General features: G+C 60.0%; 17 protein-coding genes. 11 read left to right on the plus strand and 6 right to left on the minus strand.

The genetic code is table 11. From position 1 onward, the window contains the following. The first annotated feature begins 84 nt into the window (after positions 1-84). From AC3IT6_RS23500 to AC3IT6_RS23510, 3 genes are all read left to right on the plus strand, one after another. On the plus strand, positions 85-486 hold the full coding sequence (locus AC3IT6_RS23500; RefSeq protein ID WP_489353148.1) for an ACT domain-containing protein: 402 nt from the start codon (positions 85-87) through the stop codon (positions 484-486). A gap of 6 nt (positions 487-492) precedes the next feature. Then, the gene (locus AC3IT6_RS23505; RefSeq protein ID WP_489353150.1) at positions 493-1095 is read left to right on the plus strand and encodes a LysE/ArgO family amino acid transporter; all 603 of its coding nucleotides are present in this window, start codon (positions 493-495) and stop codon (positions 1093-1095) included. A 164-nt stretch (positions 1096-1259) separates the two neighbouring features. Continuing rightward, the gene (locus AC3IT6_RS23510) at positions 1260-1856 is read left to right on the plus strand and encodes a superoxide dismutase (RefSeq protein ID WP_008022038.1); all 597 of its coding nucleotides are present in this window, start codon (positions 1260-1262) and stop codon (positions 1854-1856) included. A 130-nt stretch (positions 1857-1986) separates the two neighbouring features. On the opposite strand, the gene AC3IT6_RS23515 is transcribed toward AC3IT6_RS23510, so the two are convergent. Beyond that, positions 1987-2253 (minus strand): DUF6124 family protein, encoded by a 267-nt coding sequence (locus AC3IT6_RS23515; RefSeq protein WP_489353152.1) that lies wholly within the window; start codon positions 2251-2253, stop codon positions 1987-1989. A gap of 1220 nt (positions 2254-3473) precedes the next feature. Between AC3IT6_RS23515 and AC3IT6_RS23520 the strand changes: the two genes are divergently transcribed. The 7 genes from AC3IT6_RS23520 (at position 3474) to AC3IT6_RS23550 (ending at position 15410) form a co-directional block, all read left to right on the plus strand. Continuing rightward, a complete protein-coding gene (locus AC3IT6_RS23520) occupies positions 3474-5525 on the plus strand; it encodes a putative bifunctional diguanylate cyclase/phosphodiesterase (RefSeq protein WP_489353154.1) in 2052 nt (683 codons plus the stop codon). A gap of 230 nt (positions 5526-5755) precedes the next feature. Beyond that, the gene (locus AC3IT6_RS23525; RefSeq protein WP_489353156.1) at positions 5756-7105 is read left to right on the plus strand and encodes an imelysin family protein; all 1350 of its coding nucleotides are present in this window, start codon (positions 5756-5758) and stop codon (positions 7103-7105) included. Positions 7106-7386: 281 nt separating this feature from the next. Then, positions 7387-8814: a di-heme oxidoreductase family protein gene (locus AC3IT6_RS23530; RefSeq protein WP_489353158.1), complete on the plus strand. Its 1428-nt coding sequence runs from the start codon at positions 7387-7389 to the stop codon at positions 8812-8814. Positions 8815-8841: 27 nt separating this feature from the next. Continuing rightward, positions 8842-9906: an imelysin family protein gene (locus AC3IT6_RS23535; protein WP_223445979.1), complete on the plus strand. Its 1065-nt coding sequence runs from the start codon at positions 8842-8844 to the stop codon at positions 9904-9906. 14 nt (positions 9907-9920) lie between these two features. Next, entirely contained in the window at positions 9921-11021 is a 1101-nt protein-coding gene (locus AC3IT6_RS23540; protein ID WP_489353160.1) for a DUF1513 domain-containing protein, read from the plus strand. Positions 11022-11221: 200 nt separating this feature from the next. Beyond that, positions 11222-12370: an efflux RND transporter periplasmic adaptor subunit gene (locus AC3IT6_RS23545; protein ID WP_489353162.1), complete on the plus strand. Its 1149-nt coding sequence runs from the start codon at positions 11222-11224 to the stop codon at positions 12368-12370. Between the two features lie 13 nt (positions 12371-12383). Next, on the plus strand, positions 12384-15410 hold the full coding sequence (locus AC3IT6_RS23550; protein WP_489353164.1) for a multidrug efflux RND transporter permease subunit: 3027 nt from the start codon (positions 12384-12386) through the stop codon (positions 15408-15410). Positions 15411-15603: 193 nt separating this feature from the next. Here AC3IT6_RS23550 and AC3IT6_RS23555 read toward each other — a convergent pair whose 3' ends face one another. The 5 genes from AC3IT6_RS23555 to colR form a co-directional block, all read right to left on the minus strand. Next, on the minus strand, positions 15604-15831 hold the full coding sequence (locus AC3IT6_RS23555) for a hypothetical protein (RefSeq protein WP_015096670.1): 228 nt from the start codon (positions 15829-15831) through the stop codon (positions 15604-15606). Positions 15832-15833: 2 nt separating this feature from the next. Further along, positions 15834-16547: a lipopolysaccharide kinase InaA family protein gene (locus AC3IT6_RS23560; protein WP_223445984.1), complete on the minus strand. Its 714-nt coding sequence runs from the start codon at positions 16545-16547 to the stop codon at positions 15834-15836. A gap of 4 nt (positions 16548-16551) precedes the next feature. After that, positions 16552-17220 (minus strand): class I SAM-dependent methyltransferase, encoded by a 669-nt coding sequence (locus AC3IT6_RS23565; protein ID WP_489356659.1) that lies wholly within the window; start codon positions 17218-17220, stop codon positions 16552-16554. Positions 17221-17374: 154 nt separating this feature from the next. Beyond that, positions 17375-18649: a sensor histidine kinase gene (locus tag AC3IT6_RS23570; RefSeq protein ID WP_223445986.1), complete on the minus strand. Its 1275-nt coding sequence runs from the start codon at positions 18647-18649 to the stop codon at positions 17375-17377. Then, positions 18639-19322 (minus strand): two-component system response regulator ColR, encoded by a 684-nt coding sequence (colR, locus tag AC3IT6_RS23575; RefSeq protein ID WP_007985839.1) that lies wholly within the window; start codon positions 19320-19322, stop codon positions 18639-18641. The genes AC3IT6_RS23570 and colR overlap by 11 nt, the downstream gene beginning before the upstream one ends. A 218-nt stretch (positions 19323-19540) precedes the next feature. Between colR and AC3IT6_RS23580 the strand changes: the two genes are divergently transcribed. Next, the gene (locus AC3IT6_RS23580) at positions 19541-20284 is read left to right on the plus strand and encodes a phosphatase PAP2 family protein (RefSeq protein ID WP_489353168.1); all 744 of its coding nucleotides are present in this window, start codon (positions 19541-19543) and stop codon (positions 20282-20284) included. Positions 20285-20346: the final 62 nt, after the last annotated feature.

Consider the following 20346-nt stretch of genomic DNA (forward strand, 5'->3'; position numbering starts at 1 on the left):
TGAGCGATCAGCAAGATTGGTTTTTCTTATACAACCTTCACAAGGACAATGACCAGCAAGAACTCTTGAACAAGGATCACCCACATGGCTGGCGAAACTTCATTGGCAACGCTGCTGCGCAGCATGAGCCCGCAACTCAACGCCGGCGAATACGTGTTCTGCACCTTGCGCGACGGCAAGTTGCCTACGGATCTGGAGATTGTCGGCAGCTTTCGCGAGCTGGAAGGCCTGACCGTGATTCTCGAGCGTTCCCACGCCGAAAAAGCCGGATTCAGCTTCGACTACATCGCCGCCTGGATCACCTTGAACGTACATTCGGCCCTCGAAGCCGTCGGCCTGACCGCCGCGTTCGCCACGGCATTGAGTCAGGCCGGAATCAGCTGCAACGTGATTGCCGGCTACTACCACGACCATCTGTTTGTCGGCCAGGCCGACGCCGACCGTGCCCTGCAAGTGCTGCGGGATCTGGCAGCCAACGCGGAGTAAAAAATCATGTGGCAAAGTTATGTGAACGGCCTGCTCGTGGCCTTCGGCCTGATCATGGCGATCGGCACCCAGAATGCGTTTGTCCTGGCGCAAAGCCTGCGGCGTGAACATCACCTGCCGGTGGCGGCGCTCTGCGTGGCCTGCGATGCCCTGTTGGTGGCCGCCGGGGTATTTGGCCTGGCGACGGTGCTGGCGCAGAACCCGACGCTGCTGGCCATCGCCCGCTGGGGCGGCGCAGCGTTCCTGTTGTGGTACGGCAGCCAGGCGCTGCGCCGGGCCTTCTCGAAGCAGAGCCTTGAGCAGGGCGAAGGCCAGACCGTACGCTCGCTGCGGGCGGTCATGCTCAGCGCGCTGGCGGTGACCTTGCTCAACCCGCACGTCTATCTGGACACCGTTTTGCTGATCGGCTCCCTGGGCGCTCAACAAACCGAGCCCGGCGCTTATGTAGTCGGCGCGGCCAGTGCCTCGCTGTTGTGGTTTTTCACCTTGGCCCTCGGTGCGGCATGGCTGGCACCGTGGCTCGCTCGCCCCAGCACCTGGCGAATTCTCGATCTGTTGGTGGCGGTGATGATGTTTGCCGTAGCACTGCAGTTGATCGTGGCCATCTGATTCGCGGAACCTCTATTCCACACAGTTGTTGCGTGGTTATGCCGCCCCCCCGGTGCTATGATCCGACTCCCTGCGCCGCAAAGAGTACAAACTCCCCGGCGCTTGTCTGGCCGCCCGTGATCGGCCTTGCGCTCACCGCAACTGACCTGATTAGGAGAATCATCATGGCTTTCGAATTGCCGCCACTGCCGTACGCACACGATGCCCTGCAGCCGCACATCTCCAAGGAAACCCTGGAGTTCCACCACGACAAGCACCACAACACCTACGTCGTGAACCTGAACAACCTGGTGCCAGGCACCGAGTTCGAAGGCAAGACCCTGGAAGAAATCGTCAAGACTTCCTCGGGCGGTATCTTCAACAACGCCGCTCAGGTCTGGAACCACACTTTCTACTGGAACTGCCTGGCGCCAAACGCCGGCGGTCAACCAACCGGCGCACTGGCTGAAGCCATCAACGCGGCCTTCGGTTCGTTCGACAAGTTCAAGGAAGAGTTCAGCAAGACTTCCATCGGCACCTTCGGTTCCGGCTGGGGCTGGCTGGTGAAGAAGGCTGACGGTTCCCTGGCCCTGGCCAGCACCATCGGCGCCGGCAACCCGCTGACCAACGGCGACACCCCGCTGCTGACCTGCGACGTCTGGGAACACGCTTACTACATCGACTACCGCAACCTGCGTCCGAAGTACGTCGAAGCGTTCTGGAACCTGGTCAACTGGAAGTTCGTGGCTGAGCAGTTCGAAGGCAAAACCTTCACCGCTTAAGCTCGACGCCAGTTAAGAAAACCCGGCTTTTTAGCCGGGTTTTTTATTGCCCGGGATTTTCAGCGTTCGGCGGGGCCCCTTCGCGAGCAGGCTCGCGATGAACGACGAAGCGGTCAACCTGACTGAATACCTATCCCTGCGGGTCGACATTATCCAACGCACGATTCACCGCCAGTTCCGCCAGCATGATGATCTGCGCAATGGCCAACGCCGTGTTGCGCTGAGGGCCATTCAGGAAGGTGGCGAAATCACTCGCCATGACGTTGGCCGAAGCCAATGACTCACAAGCGTGGGCCAGCAGGGATTCGGTATCCATGTTCGGGACGATCATGAACATGGTGTTGGGGGTGTAGGGTTTGACAGTATTTAAGGGCGGATCGGGGATTAACTTATCCACTGAAATATTCCTATGCGGTGGGTGCCACCCATTGCCGTTCTCACACGGCAAAGAGGTGGCAGCTATGTGCGAGGTGAGAAAACCGGTCATAGGCACCCGGCCAGACAAAAGTCTGCCCGCACACAGCCGCCATAACGCATTTACAGTCAGCGGATAAGCTGGCGGCAATTATGCGGATACTGGCACTGGATGACTATGACTTGCCGGGTTCTCACACCCGATCGCTGAGTATTCAGCGACAGCCAAAGACTATTCAGCCCGCTTCCGACGGACAACCTGAAAACTGCGTGGGAAACTTCTGGCGCTTTCCTACACCGCGTTAACCCGCAAAAACGTAACGCGGAGCGTCTCTGGCAGCATTCCCACGCGGGAAGCGTGGGAACGATCAGCTTAGAGGCGTGGGAGATTGGTCGGCTGTCAGGCCGCCTTCGCGAGCAAGTCGGATCGCCGCACCGCCGCTCCCACAATTTGATCGGTGGACATCAGCAAGACATTGGTCGGCTGCCAGGCCGCCTTCGCGAGCAAGCCCGCTCCCACAGAAGAGCAAAGGCAGAGCAGCCCACACCACCGCATCGCTCTTCACCACTCATCAGGCCGAGCGTTAGCTCGCCTGCAGCTCTTGATCTTGATCCACCCGCCCCCTCGGCAGGCTGAGTGGAGGTGTTCATCCGGAGGGTAGGCGCGCAGCGCCGTTCGGCGCAGCCGAACACATCGAGAGGAGGTCGAGCGAAGCCGACCGGAGGCGATGCCCCCGGATGAATGCCGGAGCGAAGGAACCCCGAGCCTTAGCGAGGGGCCGTACGTTCGGGGCGAGCGTTTTTTGGGTTACTTTTTTTAGGCGCTTGTAAAAAAAGTGACTCGCCGTAAGGGCGAAACCGCCAGCCGCCGTTACCGAAGAAATGGATATGTACTCCGTCAAAACTCCAAAACAACCTACAGAATCCAAGGCATTTTCCGTCGATGAAACAACCCCCCTGGCCCTTGCTCCCCCGCCGCGGACGACTAACATCAACAAAAGGAAAATATCTCCACCCCCGCCCCTCAAGTTGAAGGACTCGACAACCGACACAGTGCTAATAGGCTAACTCGTCAAGACAACTGCAAATCGGCCAAGCTGAAGGCAAAATCCCCCAAGGATGATTGTCCCTTTGACTGCCATCACAGGATTGCCAATACTCATGGCAACTTGATGCCACCCGCACGGAACAAGGAATAACCCTTTGAAGCTGGATCTCAAGAACAGCTTGTCGGTGAAGTTGCTCCGGGTCGTGCTCCTGTCGGCATTGATCGTCGGCGTGGTCTTGAGCTGCGCGCAGATTGTGTTCGATGCCTATAAAACACGCCAGGCCGTCGCCAGCGATGCCGAGCGCATCCTCGACATGTTTCGCGACCCCTCGACCCAGGCCGTCTACAGCCTGGACCGGGAAATGGGCATGCAGGTGATCGAAGGCCTGTTTCAGGACGCCGCCGTGCGCAAGGCCTCCATCGGCCATCCCAACGAAGCCATGCTCGCGCAAAAAACCCGCGAATTGCAGCACTCCAACAGTCGCTGGCTGACCGACCTGATTCTTGGCAAGGAACGCACCTTCACCACCCAACTGGTCGGTCGCGGGCCCTACAGCGAGTATTACGGCGACCTGAGCATCACCCTCGATACCGCCACCTACGGCCAAGAGTTCATTGTCAGCTCGGTGGTCATCTTCATTTCCGGCGTACTGCGCGCGCTCGCCATGGGGCTGGTGTTGTATCTGGTCTACCACTGGCTGCTGACCAAGCCGCTGTCGCGGATCATCGAGCACCTCACGGAAATCAATCCGGATCGTCCCAGCGAACACAAGATTCCGCTGCTCAAGGGGCACGAGAACAACGAACTGGGCATCTGGATCAACACCGCCAACCAGTTGCTCGAGTCCATCGAACGCAATACCCATCTGCGCCACGAAGCGGAAAACAGCCTGGTGCGCATGTCCCAGTACGACTTCCTGACGGGGCTGCCGAACCGCCAGCAATTGCAGCAGCAACTGGACAAGATCCTCGTCGACGCCGGCAAATTACAGCGTCGGGTCGCCGTGCTGTGTGTCGGCCTGGATGACTTCAAGGGCATCAACGAGCAGTTCAGCTATCAGACCGGCGACCAGTTGTTGCTGGCCCTGGCCGATCGCCTGCGCGGTCATAGCGGTCGCCTGGGCGCCCTCGCCCGCCTCGGTGGCGACCAGTTCGCCCTGGTCCAGGCCGACATCGAGCAGCCCTACGAAGCCGCCGAGCTGGCGCAAAGCATTCTCGATGACCTGGAGGCGGCGTTTGCCCTCGACCATCAGGAGATCCGCCTGCGCGCCACCATCGGCATCACCCTGTTCCCCGAGGACGGCAACAGCACCGAGAAACTGCTGCAAAAGGCCGAGCAGACCATGACGCTGGCCAAGACCCGTTCGCGCAACCGCTATCAGTTCTATATCGCCAGCGTCGACACCGAAATGCGCCGCCGCCGCGAGCTGGAAAAAGACCTGCGCGATGCGTTGATCCGCAATCAGTTCTACCTCGTCTACCAGCCGCAGATCAGCTACCGCGACAACCGCGTGGTGGGCGTCGAAGCCCTGATTCGCTGGCAACACCCCGAGCACGGTCTGGTGCCGCCGGACCTGTTCATCCCCCTGGCCGAACAGAATGGCACCATCATTGCCATCGGCGAGTGGGTGCTGGACCAGGCCTGCAAACAATTACGCGAGTGGCATGACCAGGGGTTCTCCGACCTGCGCATGGCGGTGAACCTGTCTACGGTTCAATTGCACCACGCCGAACTGCCACGGGTGGTCAACAACCTGCTGCAGATGTACCGCCTGCCGCCGCGCAGCCTGGAACTGGAAGTCACCGAAACCGGCCTGATGGAAGACATCAGCACCGCGGCCCAGCACCTGCTCAGCCTGCGCCGCTCCGGCGCGCTGATCGCCATCGACGACTTCGGAACCGGTTATTCGTCCTTGAGCTATCTCAAGAGCCTGCCTCTGGACAAGATCAAGATCGACAAGAGCTTCGTTCAGGACCTGCTCGATGACGACGACGATGCGACCATCGTTCGCGCCATCATCCAGCTGGGCAAGAGCCTGGGCATGCAGGTGATTGCCGAAGGCGTGGAAACCGCCGAGCAAGAGGCCTACATCATCTCCGAAGGCTGCCACGAAGGTCAGGGCTATCACTACAGCAAGCCGTTGCCGGCACGGGAACTGGGCCTATACCTGAAGCAAGCCCAACGCAGCAACGCCGCTATTTTGTAAATCCCGTGGTCCTGTAGGAGCGAGCTTGCTCGCGATGAACCTGAGAGCAACACGCTCATTCAGAATGAACGCGTCATCGTTAAAGTCCATCGCGAGCAAGCTCGCTCCTACAGTGAATAAGAAATATTTACAGGTACAACCCTTTACACATAATGCGAAAGATTTGCATTATGTCGCAGTTTTACGTGCGCATAGCACGACACCACCCCTAACGAAGCAGGATGTTCGCCATGATTCGTATGCCTCTGGCTACCGCCAGTCTGTTGGCCATCGCTATTTCCCTCGCCGGTTGCGGCGAAGGTAAAGACCAGGAAAAAGCTGCCGCGCCAGCTGCCAGCACTGCGCCTGCCCCGGCTGCTCCAGCCGCTGCGCCTGCCGCTGCCGGTAAAGTCGACGAAGCCGCCGCCAAAGCCGTTGTCGCCCATTACGCCGACATCGTTTTCGCCGTTTACAGCGATGCCGAATCCACCGCGAAGACCCTGCAAACCGCCGTAGATGCCTTCCTCGCCAAGCCGAACGCCGACACCCTGAAAGCCGCCAAGGCTGCCTGGGTTGCCGCTCGCGTGCCTTACCTGCAGAGCGAAGTGTTCCGCTTCGGCAACACCATCGTTGACGACTGGGAAGGTCAGCTGAACGCCTGGCCGCTGGACGAAGGCCTGATCGACTACGTCGACAAATCCTACGAACACGCCCTGGCCAACCCGGGTGCCACTGCCAACATCATCGCCAACACTCAAGTGCAGATCGGCGAAGACAAGGTCGATGTCAAAGACATCACCCCGGCAAAACTCGCCAGCCTGAACGAGCTGGGCGGTTCCGAGGCCAACGTTGCCACCGGCTACCACGCCATCGAATTCCTGCTCTGGGGCCAGGACCTGAACGGTACCGGCCCTGGCGCCGGCAACCGTCCGGCCTCGGACTACCTGGAAGGCAAAGGCGCTACCGGCGGTCACAACGATCGTCGTCGTGCCTACCTGAAGTCTGTGACTCAGCTGCTGGTCAGCGACCTGGAAGAAATGGTCGGTAACTGGAAGCCGAACGTGGCCGACAACTACCGCGCCACCCTGGAAGCAGAACCGGCTGAAACCGGCCTGCGCAAAATGCTGTTCGGCATGGGCAGCCTGTCCCTGGGCGAACTGGCGGGCGAGCGCATGAAGGTTTCCCTGGAAGCCAACTCCCCGGAAGACGAACACGACTGCTTCAGCGACAACACCCACAACTCGCAGTTCTATGATGCCAAGGGCATTCGTAACGTATACCTGGGTGAATACACCCGCGTCGACGGCACCAAAATGACCGGCGCCAGCCTGTCGTCCCTGGTGGCCAAGGTTGACCCGGCTGCCGACACCGCGCTGAAAGCCGACCTGGCTGCTACCGAAGCCAAGATGCAGGTCATCGTCGATCACGCCAACAAGGGTGAGCACTACGACCAGCTGATCGCTGCCGGCAATACCGCTGGCAACCAGATCGTCCGTGACGCCATCGCGTCCCTGGTCAAACAGACCGGTTCGATCGAGGCTGCCGCTGGCAAACTGGGTATCGCCGACCTGAACCCGGACAACGCTGATCACGAGTTCTGATCAACGCTGGCTCAGTGAGTGATAAGGCGACCTTCGGGGTCGCCTTTTTCATATCTGCCCTACACAGTCCATTGTGGGAGCGGGCTTGCTCGCGAAAGCGGTGTGTCAGTCACCACAATTGTTGAATGTGACGCCGTCTTCGCGAGCAAGCCCGCTCCCACAGGGTTATGGGTCAGCCAAATTACCTGCTCCACATCAAGCAAACGATAATTCCTCTTATTCAAATTCCCATCCCCTGTTAGACTTTGCGCCCTTGTTTTGCTCGTCTTGCAGGATGTCTGATGCCCCCGTTGCCTCTTCGCTTGTCCGCACTGTTTCTGGCCCTGGGCCTGAGTGCCTGCGATGACGCCCCGAAATTCACCCGGGCCGAACCTGGTGAAGCCCGCTCCGGCGGCAGTGCGACGGTGCGCAAGACCGATCAGAATGCGTTTTCCATGCCCTCGGCGAACCTGCCACCGTCAAGGCGCGTGGATTTCAGCGTCGGCAACAGTTTCTTCCGCAGCCCTTGGGTGATCGCCCCGTCGACGACGACCGCTCGCGATGGCCTCGGTCCACTGTTCAACACCAATGCCTGCCAGGGTTGCCACATCAAGGACGGCCGCGGCCATCCGCCGACTCCCGACGATGTGAACGCCGTGTCGATGCTGGTACGCCTGTCGATTCCCGACGCCCCGGCGTATGCCAAGGTCATCGAACAGCTCGGCGTGGTACCGGAGCCCGTCTACGGCGGCCAGTTCCAGGACATGTCCGTCCCCGGTGTGGCCCCCGAAGGCAAAGTACGGGTCGATTACACCGCCGTGCCGGTTCGCTTCAAGGACGGCACCGAAATCGAGTTGCGCAAACCGAGCCTGAACATCACCCAGCTGGGCTACGGCCCGATGCACCCCGACACCCGTTTCTCGGCCCGCGTGGCGCCGCCAATGATTGGCCTGGGCTTGCTCGAAGCGATCCCCGATGAAGCGATCCTGGCCAACGCCGAGGCACAGGCCAAGGCGGACAACGGCATCAGCGGACGACCGAACCGGGTCTGGGACGACGCCCAGCAAAAGACCGTTCTGGGACGATTTGGCTGGAAAGCCGGACAACCGAACCTCAATCAACAGAATGTTCACGCGTTTTCGGGGGATATGGGCCTCACGACCAGCCTTAGACCCTTTGATGACTGCACGGACGCGCAAACGGCCTGCAAACAGGCACCCAGTGGCAACGGCCCCAATGGCGAGCCGGAAGTCAGCGACAACATCCTGCGCCTGGTGCTGTTCTACAGCCGAAACCTCGCCGTACCGGCCCGTCGTGACGTCAGCGCACCTGAAGTGCTGGCCGGCAAGACCCTGTTTTATCAGGCCGGTTGCCAGTCCTGTCACACACCGAAATACACCACCGCCGCCAATGCCGCCGAACCTGAACTGGCCAATCAAGTGATTCGCCCGTACAGCGATCTTCTGTTGCATGACATGGGCGCCGGCCTGGCCGACAACCGTAGCGAATTCCAGGCCAGCGGCCGCCAATGGCGAACCCCGCCGTTGTGGGGCATCGGCCTGACACAGGCGGTCAGCGGTCACACCCAGTTCCTGCACGACGGCCGAGCCCGCAACCTGCTCGAAGCCGTGCTCTGGCATGGCGGCGAGGCGACTGCGGCGCAGCAACAGGTTTTGTCTTTCAATGCCGAGCAACGCGCTGCGTTGCTGGCGTTCCTGAATTCCCTTTAACACGCATTCCACTCGCGGGAGCCCGACATGTTCCGTCCCAAACTGTTGTTCACCAGCCTTGCCGCCCTCGCCCTGGGCGCCTGCTCGCCCCAGGACCCGCAAGCGGTCACGTCGGCGGCCATCGCCAAGTCGGTGATCCTGCCGACCTACACCCGCTGGGTTGAAGCCGACCGTCAACTGGCGGTCAGCGCCCTCGCCTACTGCGAAGGCAAGGAAAACCTGGAAACCGCCCGTGCCGACTTCCTGCATGCGCAAAAAGCCTGGGCCGAGCTGCAACCATTGCTGATCGGGCCGCTGGCCGAAGGCAACCGTTCGTGGCAAGTGCAGTTCTGGCCGGACAAGAAAAACCTGGTCGGCCGTCAGGTCGAGCAACTGGTCACCGCCCAGCCGCAAATCGATGCCGCCGCCCTGGCCAAGTCCAGCGTTGTGGTACAGGGGCTCTCGGCCTACGAATACATTCTGTTCGACAGCAAGCCTGACGTGGCCAACGCTGAGCAGAAGAGCAAATACTGCCCGCTGCTGATCGCCATCGGCGAACGCCAGAAACAATTGGCCGAAGAGATTCTGCAAACCTGGAACAACACCGACGGCATGCTCGCGCAAATGAGCAAATTCCCAAACCAGCGCTATGCGGACTCCCACGAAGCGATCGCCGATCTGCTGCGCGTACAAGTCACGGCCATCGACACCCTGAAGAAAAAACTCGGCACGCCGATGGGCCGCCAGAGCAAGGGCGTGCCGCAACCGTTCCAGGCCGATGCATGGCGCAGCCAGGCGTCCCTGACTAGCCTGGAAGCCAGCCTCGCGGCTGCCAGGACCGTCTGGGAAGGTGTGGATAACAAAGGCCTGCGCGGCCTGTTGCCGAGCGAGCAGAAGCCGTTGGCCGACAAGATCGACGCCGCCTATGCCGCCTCGCTGAAACTGTTTGCCGGCAACCAGCGTTCGCTGACCGACATGCTCAATGACGAAGCCGGCCGCCAGCAACTCAACGAGCTGTATGACAGCCTCAACGTCGTCCATCGCCTGCACGAGGCTGATCTGGCCAAGGCACTGGGCATCCAACTGGGCTTCAACGCCAACGACGGTGACTGATGAGGGCCGGTTCCATGCTGCGACGCCAGGTTCTGACATTAGGTAGTTTGCTGCTGGGTGCAGTGACGCTGGGCGGCTGGAAGCTGTTCAAGCAAAAGGACCAGAGTCCGTTGTTGCTTTCGGCACGGGACGACACCGACGGCCAGCATTACGCTGTCGGTTATCGACTGGATGGCACCCAGGTGTTCGCCACCCGGGTCGGCCAGCGTTGCCACGACATCATCAACCACCCGACACAGCCTATTGCGCTGTTTGTCGCCCGCCGTCCGGGCACCGAGAGCTACCTGATCGACCTGCGCGACGGCGCGCTCCTGCAAACCGTGGTGTCACGTCCGAACCGGCACTTCTACGGACACGCGGTCATTCACCACAGCGGCGACTGGCTGTACGCCACCGAAAACGACACCACAGATCCGGGTCGCGGCCTGCTCGGCGTGTACAGATTCGCAGGCGAACGGCTGGTGCACAGTGCTGAGATTTCCACCCACGGCCTCGGTCCGCACCAGGTGTCGTGGATGCCCGATGGCGAAACCCTGGTGGTGGCCAACGGCGGGATTCGCACCGAGGCCGAAAGCCGGGTGGAGATGAACCTCAACGCCATGGAACCGAGCCTGGTCCTGATGCAACGTGACGGCACCCTGCTGAGCAAGGAAACCCTGGCCCAGCAGATGAACAGCGTGCGCCATCTGGCCATCGCCAGCGACGGCACCATCGTCGCCAGCCAGCAGTTCATGGGCGTGGCCCACGAGTCGTCAGAGCTGTTGGCGATCAAGCGGCCCGGTCAGCCCTTTGTCGCGTTCCCGGTGCCCGAGCACCAGTTGCAGGCCATGGGGCACTACACCGCCAGCGTCGCGGTACACAGCGACTTGCGCCTGGTGGCGTTGACGGCACCGCGGGGCAACCGTTTTTTCATCTGGGACCTGGACAGCGGTGAAGTACGCCTGGACGCGCCACTGCCCGATTGCGCCGGGGTCGGTGCCGTGGCCGATGGTTTTGTCGTGACCTCGGGCCAGGGACGCTGCCGCTACTACGACTGCCGCCAGACAAACCTTGTTGCAAAACCGCTGGAGCTACCCGCAGGGCTCTGGGACAACCATCTGCATCTGATGGCCTGAATCATTGAAAAAATCGCCGCTTTGGGCCGCGCCTGCATCGGGATGACGTACACCCCGCAGGCGCGACCCGAGGCGGCGAATCTTTCAGGCTTTCACCTCTCTAATACCTCACAACCTGTAAAAACGGCAGTTGGATTACCCTCTACACTCCCGGTAATGTGCCCCCACTGTCTCACCTGATTTTCTCCAAGGAACTGGATATGCTGCGTCGCCGCATGCTGATCATGTTGGGTGTTGTTCTACTGATTGTGCTCGTCCTGGCCGCGTACAAAGCCTTGTCGATCTACACGATGGTTCAAGGCTTCTCTGCGCCCAGACCGGCCGTCAGCGTTGCCGTGGCCACCGCCACCGAGCGCCCATGGCAAGCCCGCCTGCCTACCGTTGGCACGCTCAAGGCATTGCAGGGCGTGGACCTGAGCCTGGAGACCGATGGCACCGTCATCGATTTGCAGTTCGAGTCAGGGCAAAAGGTCAAGGCCGGTCAACCACTCCTGCGCCTCGACAGCGCCGTGGAAAGTGCTCTGCTGGAAACTGCTCAGGCCGACCTCGGGCTGGCACAGCTCGATTACGGTCGCGGCAGCCAACTGGTCGGCAGCCAGGCCATTTCCAAAGGCGAGTTCGACCGACTTTCGGCGGTGCTGAAAAAGAGCAAGGCCACGGTCAATCAACTCAAGGCTGCGCTCGGCAAAAAAAGCATCGTCGCGCCCTTCAGCGGCACCATCGGCATTCGTCAGGTGGACGTCGGCGACTATGTGGCCAGTGGCACCATGATCGCCACCCTGCAAGACCTCAGTAGCCTGTATGTCGACTTTTTCGTGCCCGAGCAGTCGGTGCCGAAGATTGCGCTCGGCCAGCCAGTGCGGGTCATTGTCGCGGCGTATCCGACCCGGGAGTACCCCGGCACCATCAGTGCAATCAACCCTAAAGTCGAGAACAGCACCCGTAACGTGCAGGTCCGCGCCACCCTCGCCAATCCCGATGGCAAGTTGATTCCAGGCATGTTCGCCAGCCTCCAGGTGCTCCTGCCCGACCCGCAGCCGCGCATCGTGGTGCCGGAAAGCGCGATCACCTACACGCTCTACGGCAACTCGGTGTATGTGGCCGTACCAAAGAAGGCCGAGGATGGCAGTCTGGTAAAGGACGACAAGGGCCAACCGGTGCTGATCGCCGAGCGGCGTTTTGTCGAGACCGGCGAACGCCGCGACGGGCAAGTGATGATCACCAAAGGCGTGCAGAGCGGCGAGAAAGTGGTGACCGCCGGCCAGCTCAAACTGGATAACGGCTCACGCGTTGCCATCAGCGACGACAAGACCCTGGCCGGGCAGAACAGCCCGCCACGCGCGGACTGATCAAGGAATCCCCATGGCTTTTACCGACCCGTTCATCCGCCGTCCGGTTCTCGCTACGGTGGTCAGCCTGTTGATCGTGCTGCTGGGCTTCCAGGCCTGGAGCAAGCTGCCGCTGCGCCAGTACCCGCAAATGGAAAACGCCCTGATCACGGTGACCACCGCCTACCCCGGGGCCAACGCCGAGACCATCCAGGGCTATATCACCCAACCGATGCAGCAGAGCCTGGCCAGCGCCGAGGGCATCGACTACATGACCTCGGTCAGCCGCCAGAATTTCTCGGTGATCTCGATCTACGCGCGCGTCGGCTCCAACAGCGACCGTCTGTTTACCGAACTGCTGGCCAAGGCCAACGAGGTCAAGAACCAGCTGCCCCAGGACGCTGAAGACCCGGTGCTGAGCAAGGAGTCTGCCGATGCATCAGTGCTGATGTACATCAGCTACTTCAGCAAGGAGTTGAGCAACCCGCAGATTACCGATTACCTGTCACGGGTGATCCAGCCCAAGCTGGCGACCTTGCCCGGCATGGCCGAAGCCGAGATCCTCGGTAACCAGGTATTTGCCATGCGCCTGTGGCTGGACCCGATGAAGCTGGCGGGTTTCGGCCTCAGTGCCAGCGATGTGACCAACGCGGTGCGCCAGTACAACTTCCTCTCTGCCGCCGGCGAAGTGAAGGGGGAATACGTGGTCACCAGCATCAACGCCAATACCGAACTCAAGTCCGCCGAAGCCTTCGGGACAATTCCACTCAAGGTCGATGGCGACAGCCGTGTGCTGCTGCGCGATGTGGCGCGTGTGGAAATGGGTGCGGAAAACTACGACTCCATCAGCTCGTTCGGTGGCACCCCTTCGGTGTACATCGGCATCAAGGCGACGCCCGGCGCCAACCCGCTGGAAGTGATCAAGGAAGTGCGCAAGATCATGCCGGACCTGGAGGCCCAGCTACCGCCGAACCTGAAAGGTGAAATCGCCTACGACGCCACCCTGTTCATCCAGGCCTCGATCGACGAAGTGGTGAAAACCCTGTTCGAAGCGGTACTGATCGTGATCGTGGTGGTGTTCCTGTTCCTCGGTGCCCTGCGCTCGGTGGTGATCCCGGTGGTGACCATCCCGCTGTCGATGATCGGCGTGATGTTCTTCATGCAAATGATGGGGTACTCGATCAACCTGCTCACCTTGCTGGCAATGGTATTGGCCATTGGCCTGGTGGTGGACGATGCCATTGTTGTGGTGGAAAACATTCACCGTCACATCGAGGAAGGCAAGACACCGCTCGAGGCTGCCATTGAAGGTGCCCGGGAAATCGCCATGCCGGTGGTTTCGATGACCATCACCCTGGCGGCGGTGTATGCACCGATAGGTTTCCTGACCGGCCTGACCGGGGCGCTGTTCAAGGAGTTCGCCCTGACCCTGGCTGGCGCAGTGGTGATTTCCGGCATCGTTGCCCTGACCCTGTCGCCGATGATGTGCGCGTTTCTGCTGCGTCACGACGAGAATCCCAGCGGCCTGGCCCATCGCCTGGACATGATTTTCGAAAGCCTCAAGCGCCGCTACCAGAGCCTGCTTCATGGCACCCTCAACACCCGGCCGGTGGTGCTGGTGTTCGCCGTGATCGTGTTGTGCCTGATTCCGGTCCTTCTCAGTTTCACCAAATCGGAACTGGCGCCGGATGAGGACCAGGGCATCATTTTCATGATAGCCAACGCCCCGCAACCGACCAACCTCGACTACCTGAACACCTACACCGACGAGTTCGTCTCGATCTTCAAGGCGTTTCCCGAGTACTACTCGTCATTCCAGATCAACGGCTTCAACGGCGTGCAATCGGGCATCGGCGGTTTCCTGCTCAAGCCATGGGACGATCGCAGTCGCACGCAAATGGCGATCCTGCCCGAGGTGCAGGCCAAACTGGAAAAGATCTCGGGGCTGCAGATTTTCGGCTTCAATCTGCCATCACTGCCGGGCACCGGCGAAGGCGTGCCGTTCCAGTTCGTCATCAACTCCGCCAACGATTACGAATTGCTGCTGCAGGTGGTCGACCGGGTAAAAAAACGTGCGAAGGAATCCGGCAAGTTCGCGTTTGTCCACGTTGACCTGGCCTTCGACAAGCCGGAAGTGGTGGTGGATATCGACCGCGCCAAGGCCGCGCAGATGGGGGTTTCCATGCAGGATCTGGGGGGAACCCTGGCGACCCTGCTGGGTGAAGGCGAGATCAACCGATTCACCATTGAAGGCCGCAGCTACAAGGTCATTGCCCAGGTCGAGCGGCCGTTCCGCGACAATCCGGACTGGCTGAACAATTACTACGTGAAAAACACCAAGGGCGAACTGTTGGCGTTGTCGACCCTGATCACCGTCACCGACCGTGCTCGACCGCGACAGCTGAACCAGTTCCAGCAACTCAACTCGGCCATCCTGTCCGGTGTGCCGCTGGTGAGCATGGGGGAAGCCATCGACCTCGTGCGCCAGATCGCCCGGGAAGAGGCACCCGCCGGCTTTGCCTTTGACTACGCCGGCGCATCGAGACAGTACGTTCAGGAAGGCAGTGCCCTGTGGGTCACCTTTGCCCTGGCACTGGCGATCATTTTCCTGGTGTTGGCGGCCCAGTTCGAAAGCTTCCGCGACCCGCTGGTGATCCTGGTCACCGTGCCGTTGTCTATCTGCGGCGCATTGATTCCGCTGTTCCTGGGTTGGTCGAGCATGAACATCTACACCCAGGTCGGGCTGGTGACCTTGATCGGGCTGATCAGCAAGCACGGCATTCTGATCGTCGAGTTTGCCAACCAGCTACGCAAGGACAAGGGCCTGACCGCACGAGAGGCGGTGGAGGAAGCGGCGGCCATCCGCCTGCGTCCGGTCTTGATGACCACGGCGGCGATGGTGTTCGGCATGGTGCCATTGATCATCGCCACCGGTGCTGGCGCGGTCAGCCGGTTCGACATCGGCACGGTCATCGCGACGGGCATGTCGATCGGGACGTTGTTCACCCTGTTTGTGTTGCCTTGTGTCTACACCTTGCTGGCTAAACCGGATAAACCCTGATGCAGAAAAACCTGTGGAAGCAGGCTTGCTCCGGGCGGCGTTCCGACGAAGGCGATAGATCAGTCAACTTATTGGTTGAACGACACACCGCTTTCGCGAGCAAGCCCGCTCCCACAGGTCAGCGTTGAAACCTGGATCCGGGCAATAAAAAAGGCCTCGATCAGCGAGGCCTTTCATTTGGGCTTCAATCGGTTCAACTTTGTGGCCTCAATCCCTGAGAAAGTCCGAACATGAACAACAATAAGTCATGATCGGGTCGGGTGGCCACGGATGCCTTTGCAACCCGTGGTAATGGACAATGTTCTTCTGCGCTTATCGAGCTGAGAACCTGGGGGCGCGGTTGCTCCCAGGTTGCCATCGCGATCGATGCAACTGCCAAGGCTCCTACCAGAAACAAACCTCGTGCAATTTCGAGTTTCATCGCTATAAACCCTTGATAGCGCTGCCAAACGCCGTCTCATAAAAATAGACGAGCTTTTTCCAGTCTGCCTCGCTGAACGACGAGTGGCGACGCAATTGCTTCATGTCGTGGACAGCTGCGCGATAGGCTGTCAAACGCTTCCGGCACTTCTCCAGATCGATCAGGGCAACTTCGACCTTGGCCGACTCGCCCTCACCGGTCACGCGAACGAATACGTGCTTGTCGTAAAGGCAACCGTGCTGCCAGCGGCCCTTGTGCATGCGAGCCAGGTTTTCAGCCAGGTCCTTGAGCACTCGTTCGTTTATGGCTTCACCATGACGCTCGCGACCGCCACCGGCGTACCAGCGATCGATTTCCTCGAAGCCGTCCAGTGACTTGGTGACCAGCAAGGCACGCCATTTGTGCACAGGATCGCGCTGTGCGCCGCAGAAAACGATTTGTGGAACCCGTACGCCAAGCTCGTTCACACCGATGAACGCGGCATGCTCGCGCATAACCGTAGGCCGACCGAAAGGGTGCTGCCAGCTACGATGGATATGCCCGGTCTGGCGCTTGACATAGAGCAGCTGACCATCACTGCCCATCAGGCGTTGAACGCCGCTTTCCCCACCGCGACGGACGTTGGGTTCTTCCACCCATTCACCGCGCTGATTCCAAAAGTAATCGAAGCGGTCCTGGGGAGCGACTTCCGTTTCTGCTGCATACTGCACTGCCATCCTGTTACCTCTTGCGTAATACGTAAACTCGCCACATGGCATAGAGCGGTAAAAAGTCCAGTTGTTCCTGGATGCGGAAACCCGCCTGCTCAAACTCCTTTTCTACGGTAGCGACCGGTAACACAAACCGGTTTTGGTAACCTTCCTGCCCACGGGTTTTCTCCGAACGCTTGCGTTTCCAGGCCTTGAAATTGCCATCGACCCACAGCGAAAGGATCACGCTGTCACGGGAAACGCGCTCGAATTCACGCAAGATAGCCATGCGATGCTTGGCTTCACCGATGTGGTGGAGCAAGCGCATGCAAAAAATGCTGTCGACGGCGTTGTCCGGCAGGGCGATGTCGAATGCAGACGTGTGCAAGGGTTGTACCCGTTTCACCACGTCGGCAGGTTGTGCCTGGGCTGCGATCGTCAGCATCGACTGCGAGTTATCGGCACCGATGATCACGCGGTTGGATTTTTCCGCCAACAAGGGCCAGAAACGCCCTGCACCACAAGGCAAATCGAGGACCAGACCAGGCTCGCCAACCAGGGCCAGCGCCTTACGCGCCAGTTGTTCGTCACGCCAGTGGGACAATCGACGGCCGATACCTTCCTGGTGTTTGCGCAAATAGCGTTGCGCGTGTTGATCGTCATATTTTTCTGAAAAATCGAGCTTGATCGGGCCGTCCATCATCAGGTCTCCTGAACTTCTGATAGCAGCTACCTTATATTTTGTAGTGTCGGCGACTGGTCATCCATTTGTGAAAATATCGTTATGGGAAACCCGGAAGTATTACAGGGCTTTACGAAATTGACAGGGTTTGCTGGACGCCTGACTCAACAGATCAAGCTCGGGACAGCTCCACCTGAAAACGGCAGCCACTGGGCTCCATCGTAGTCAGGCTGACATTCCAGCCCTGGTTTTCACAGATCCGCTGCACCAGTGAAAGCCCCAGGCCCAAGCCTTCCCCGCGTTTTTCAGTGCCCCGAACGAAGGGTTCGAACATCGCCTCGCGTTTTTCCTCGGGAATGCCCACACCGCTGTCTTCGACCAGAAATCCCGTGCCCGTCAGGCTCAGGCGGATGAAGCCCCGTTCGGTGTAATGCAAAGCGTTGCGCAGCAAGTTACCCATCACTGCGTGCAAGAGCGTGGCATTGTAGCCATTGGCCTCGGGGTTGCCCGGCTCGAAAATCAGCTTTAACCCTTTGCTTTCAATGGGCTCGCGCCACAGAGAGACCTGGCCCTCGGCTACCTGGCCCAGGGACTGCTGCGGCGACATGCTGGCGTTTTCGCGCTGGGCGCGGGCCAGCATCAGGAAGGTTTGCACCAGCTCACGCATTTCTTCACAGGCCCGGGCGATGCGCTCGACCTGGGCGCGACCGCGCTGATCGAGACCTGGGTTTTCCAGCAACAATTCGCAGGAACTGGCCAGGATCATCAGGGGCGTACGCAATTCATGGCTGACGTCGCTGGTGAATAACCGCTCGCGGGTCAGGGCCTGACGCAAGCGCCCGAGAGTGGCATCGAAGGCCACGGCCAACTCGCCCACTTCGTCGGCGGCATAGTCCGGCGCCAAGGGGGGGGCCAAACCCAACAGCTGATCGCGATGGCGTACCTGGCGGGCCAGCCGCACCACCGGCGCCATGACCTTGCGTGCCAGCACCCAGCCGAGAAACACCGCCAGTGCCAGGCTCAGCACGAAACCCACCAGCACCACGGCAAACAGCACCCGCTCACGCTCTTCGAAGTCGCTCTGGTCCTGCAACAGCACATAACGTCGGCCGTCGACGATTTCGACCATGGCGTGGTACGACAGGTTTTCACGGAACACTTCGTGGAAACCCGGCTCCAGGTGCCGCAAATCCTTGGGCAACCTGAAATCGCCAGGCCCGTTGCTGAAGTAGAACAATTGGTCCGGTTCGGGGCGATGGCTCCAGTCCGTGACATTGTCCATCAGCAACAGACGCTGCAAATCGCCGCCCAGACCGGCCGAAATCAGCTTTTCCTCCACCAGGTGCACGGTCGCCACGATGCCCATGGCAAAGGCACCCGCCACCAGTGCGCTCATCAGCGCAAAGGCAATGATGATGCGTTGAGCAAGGCTCTGCTTAAACTCCATCACGGCCCTCGGCCAAGCGATACCCCACACCGTGCACGGTTTGCAGCAATGGCTTGGCGAACGGCTTGTCGATCACCTGGCGCAGTTGGTGGACATGGCTGCGCAGGCTGTCGCTGTCCGGGCAGTCATCACCCCAGAGCGCTTCTTCAAGAATTTCACGGCGCAACACATGAGGGCTTTTCTGCATCAAAACGGCCAGCAACTTCAGGCCGACCGGGTTGAGTTTCAGCAACCGGCCTTCGCGAGTGACTTCCAGGGTGTCGAGGTCGTAGCTCAGGTCGCCGACCTGCAAGGTCCGCCGCCCGCCGCCCTGGGTTCGGCGCATGACCGCTTCGATACGCGCTGCCAGTTCCGACAGGGCGAACGGTTTGATCAGGTAGTCATCGGCGCCGGACTTGAAGCCTTGCAGACGATCATCCAGTTGATCGCGGGCCGTGAGCATGATCACCGGCGTTTCGCGACGGGCATCCTCGCGCAGGCGTTTGCACAGGGTATAGCCATCGATGCCGGGCAGCATGATATCGAGCACGATCAAATCGTAATGCTCGGTGGCCGCCAGATGCAGGCCAGACAGACCATCCTGAGCGCAATCCACGGTATAGCCTTTGAGCCCCAGGTAATCGGCCAGATTGGCCAGGATATCGCGGTTGTCTTCAACCAATAGAATTCGCATGGGTATCTCTCCGTCCACAGTAACGGCCGTCGTGGCCCGCGCAGCTTAAGGCGAAGTTCAGCTCACGGCTAGGACTGAGTGAAGTGCAAAAGCGTGGAAATTGACCGGTTAGAGCCTTAACGAGTTTTTCACCAGCGATTCACACGCTGGCGACAGAATCGGGTTCAAACTCTGCGCGGCTGCGCATTTGAGAACATTTCACTGATCAAGGAACTAGCATGGTTTCGACCCTTGCCCGCCCTGCCCCTCGTCCGCTCAATTTCCGGGTGTGCCTTGGAGTCCCCGCCGTAGCTGCGATCATTCTGGTACTGCTCGAATTGACCAGCCTGGACATGGACCTGGCCAGGCTGTTTTACGACCCGGTCGCCGGGGAATTCATCGGACGCCACAGTTACTTCCTCGAGGACATCCTGCACGATCGCGCCAAGCAAGTGGTTATCGCGTTCTCGGTATTTGCCATCCTCGGCTTCATCGCTTCGTTCTTCATGGCCAGGCTCAAACCGCTCAAGCGCGAACTGGGCTGTCTGGTGTTGTCCCTGGGCCTGGCGACTTCCTTTGTTACGCCCATGAAAGCAGTGAGCGCGGTGCAATGCCCATGGAGCCTTGAGCAATTCGGCGGTCACGAGACCTACAGCGAACTGTTGAGCCCTCGCCCGCACACCGATAAACCGGGACGTTGCTGGCCCGGCGGCCATGCGGCCACCGGTTTCACTCTGTTTGCCCTGTTTTTCGTACTGCGTGACCGTCGCCCGCGCATGGCTCGCGCAGCGTTTGTCTTCGCCTTTGCCCTCGGCTCGGTGTTCTCCATCGGGCGGATGATGCAGGGCGCGCACTTTTTCTCGCACAACGTGTGGACGGCGGTGTTCTGCTGGCTGATTTGTTTGGGGTCGTATTACTACGTTCTGTATCGACCGATGATGAAGACTGAGCGGGCGCTCAAAGCGGATCCGGTCAGCGCCTGACCTGACGTCATCGCGGGCAAGCCACGCTCCCACAGGATTTATGCAGTTCCTTGTGGGAGCGG

The organism is Pseudomonas sp. KH_017, from assembly GCF_057840285.1.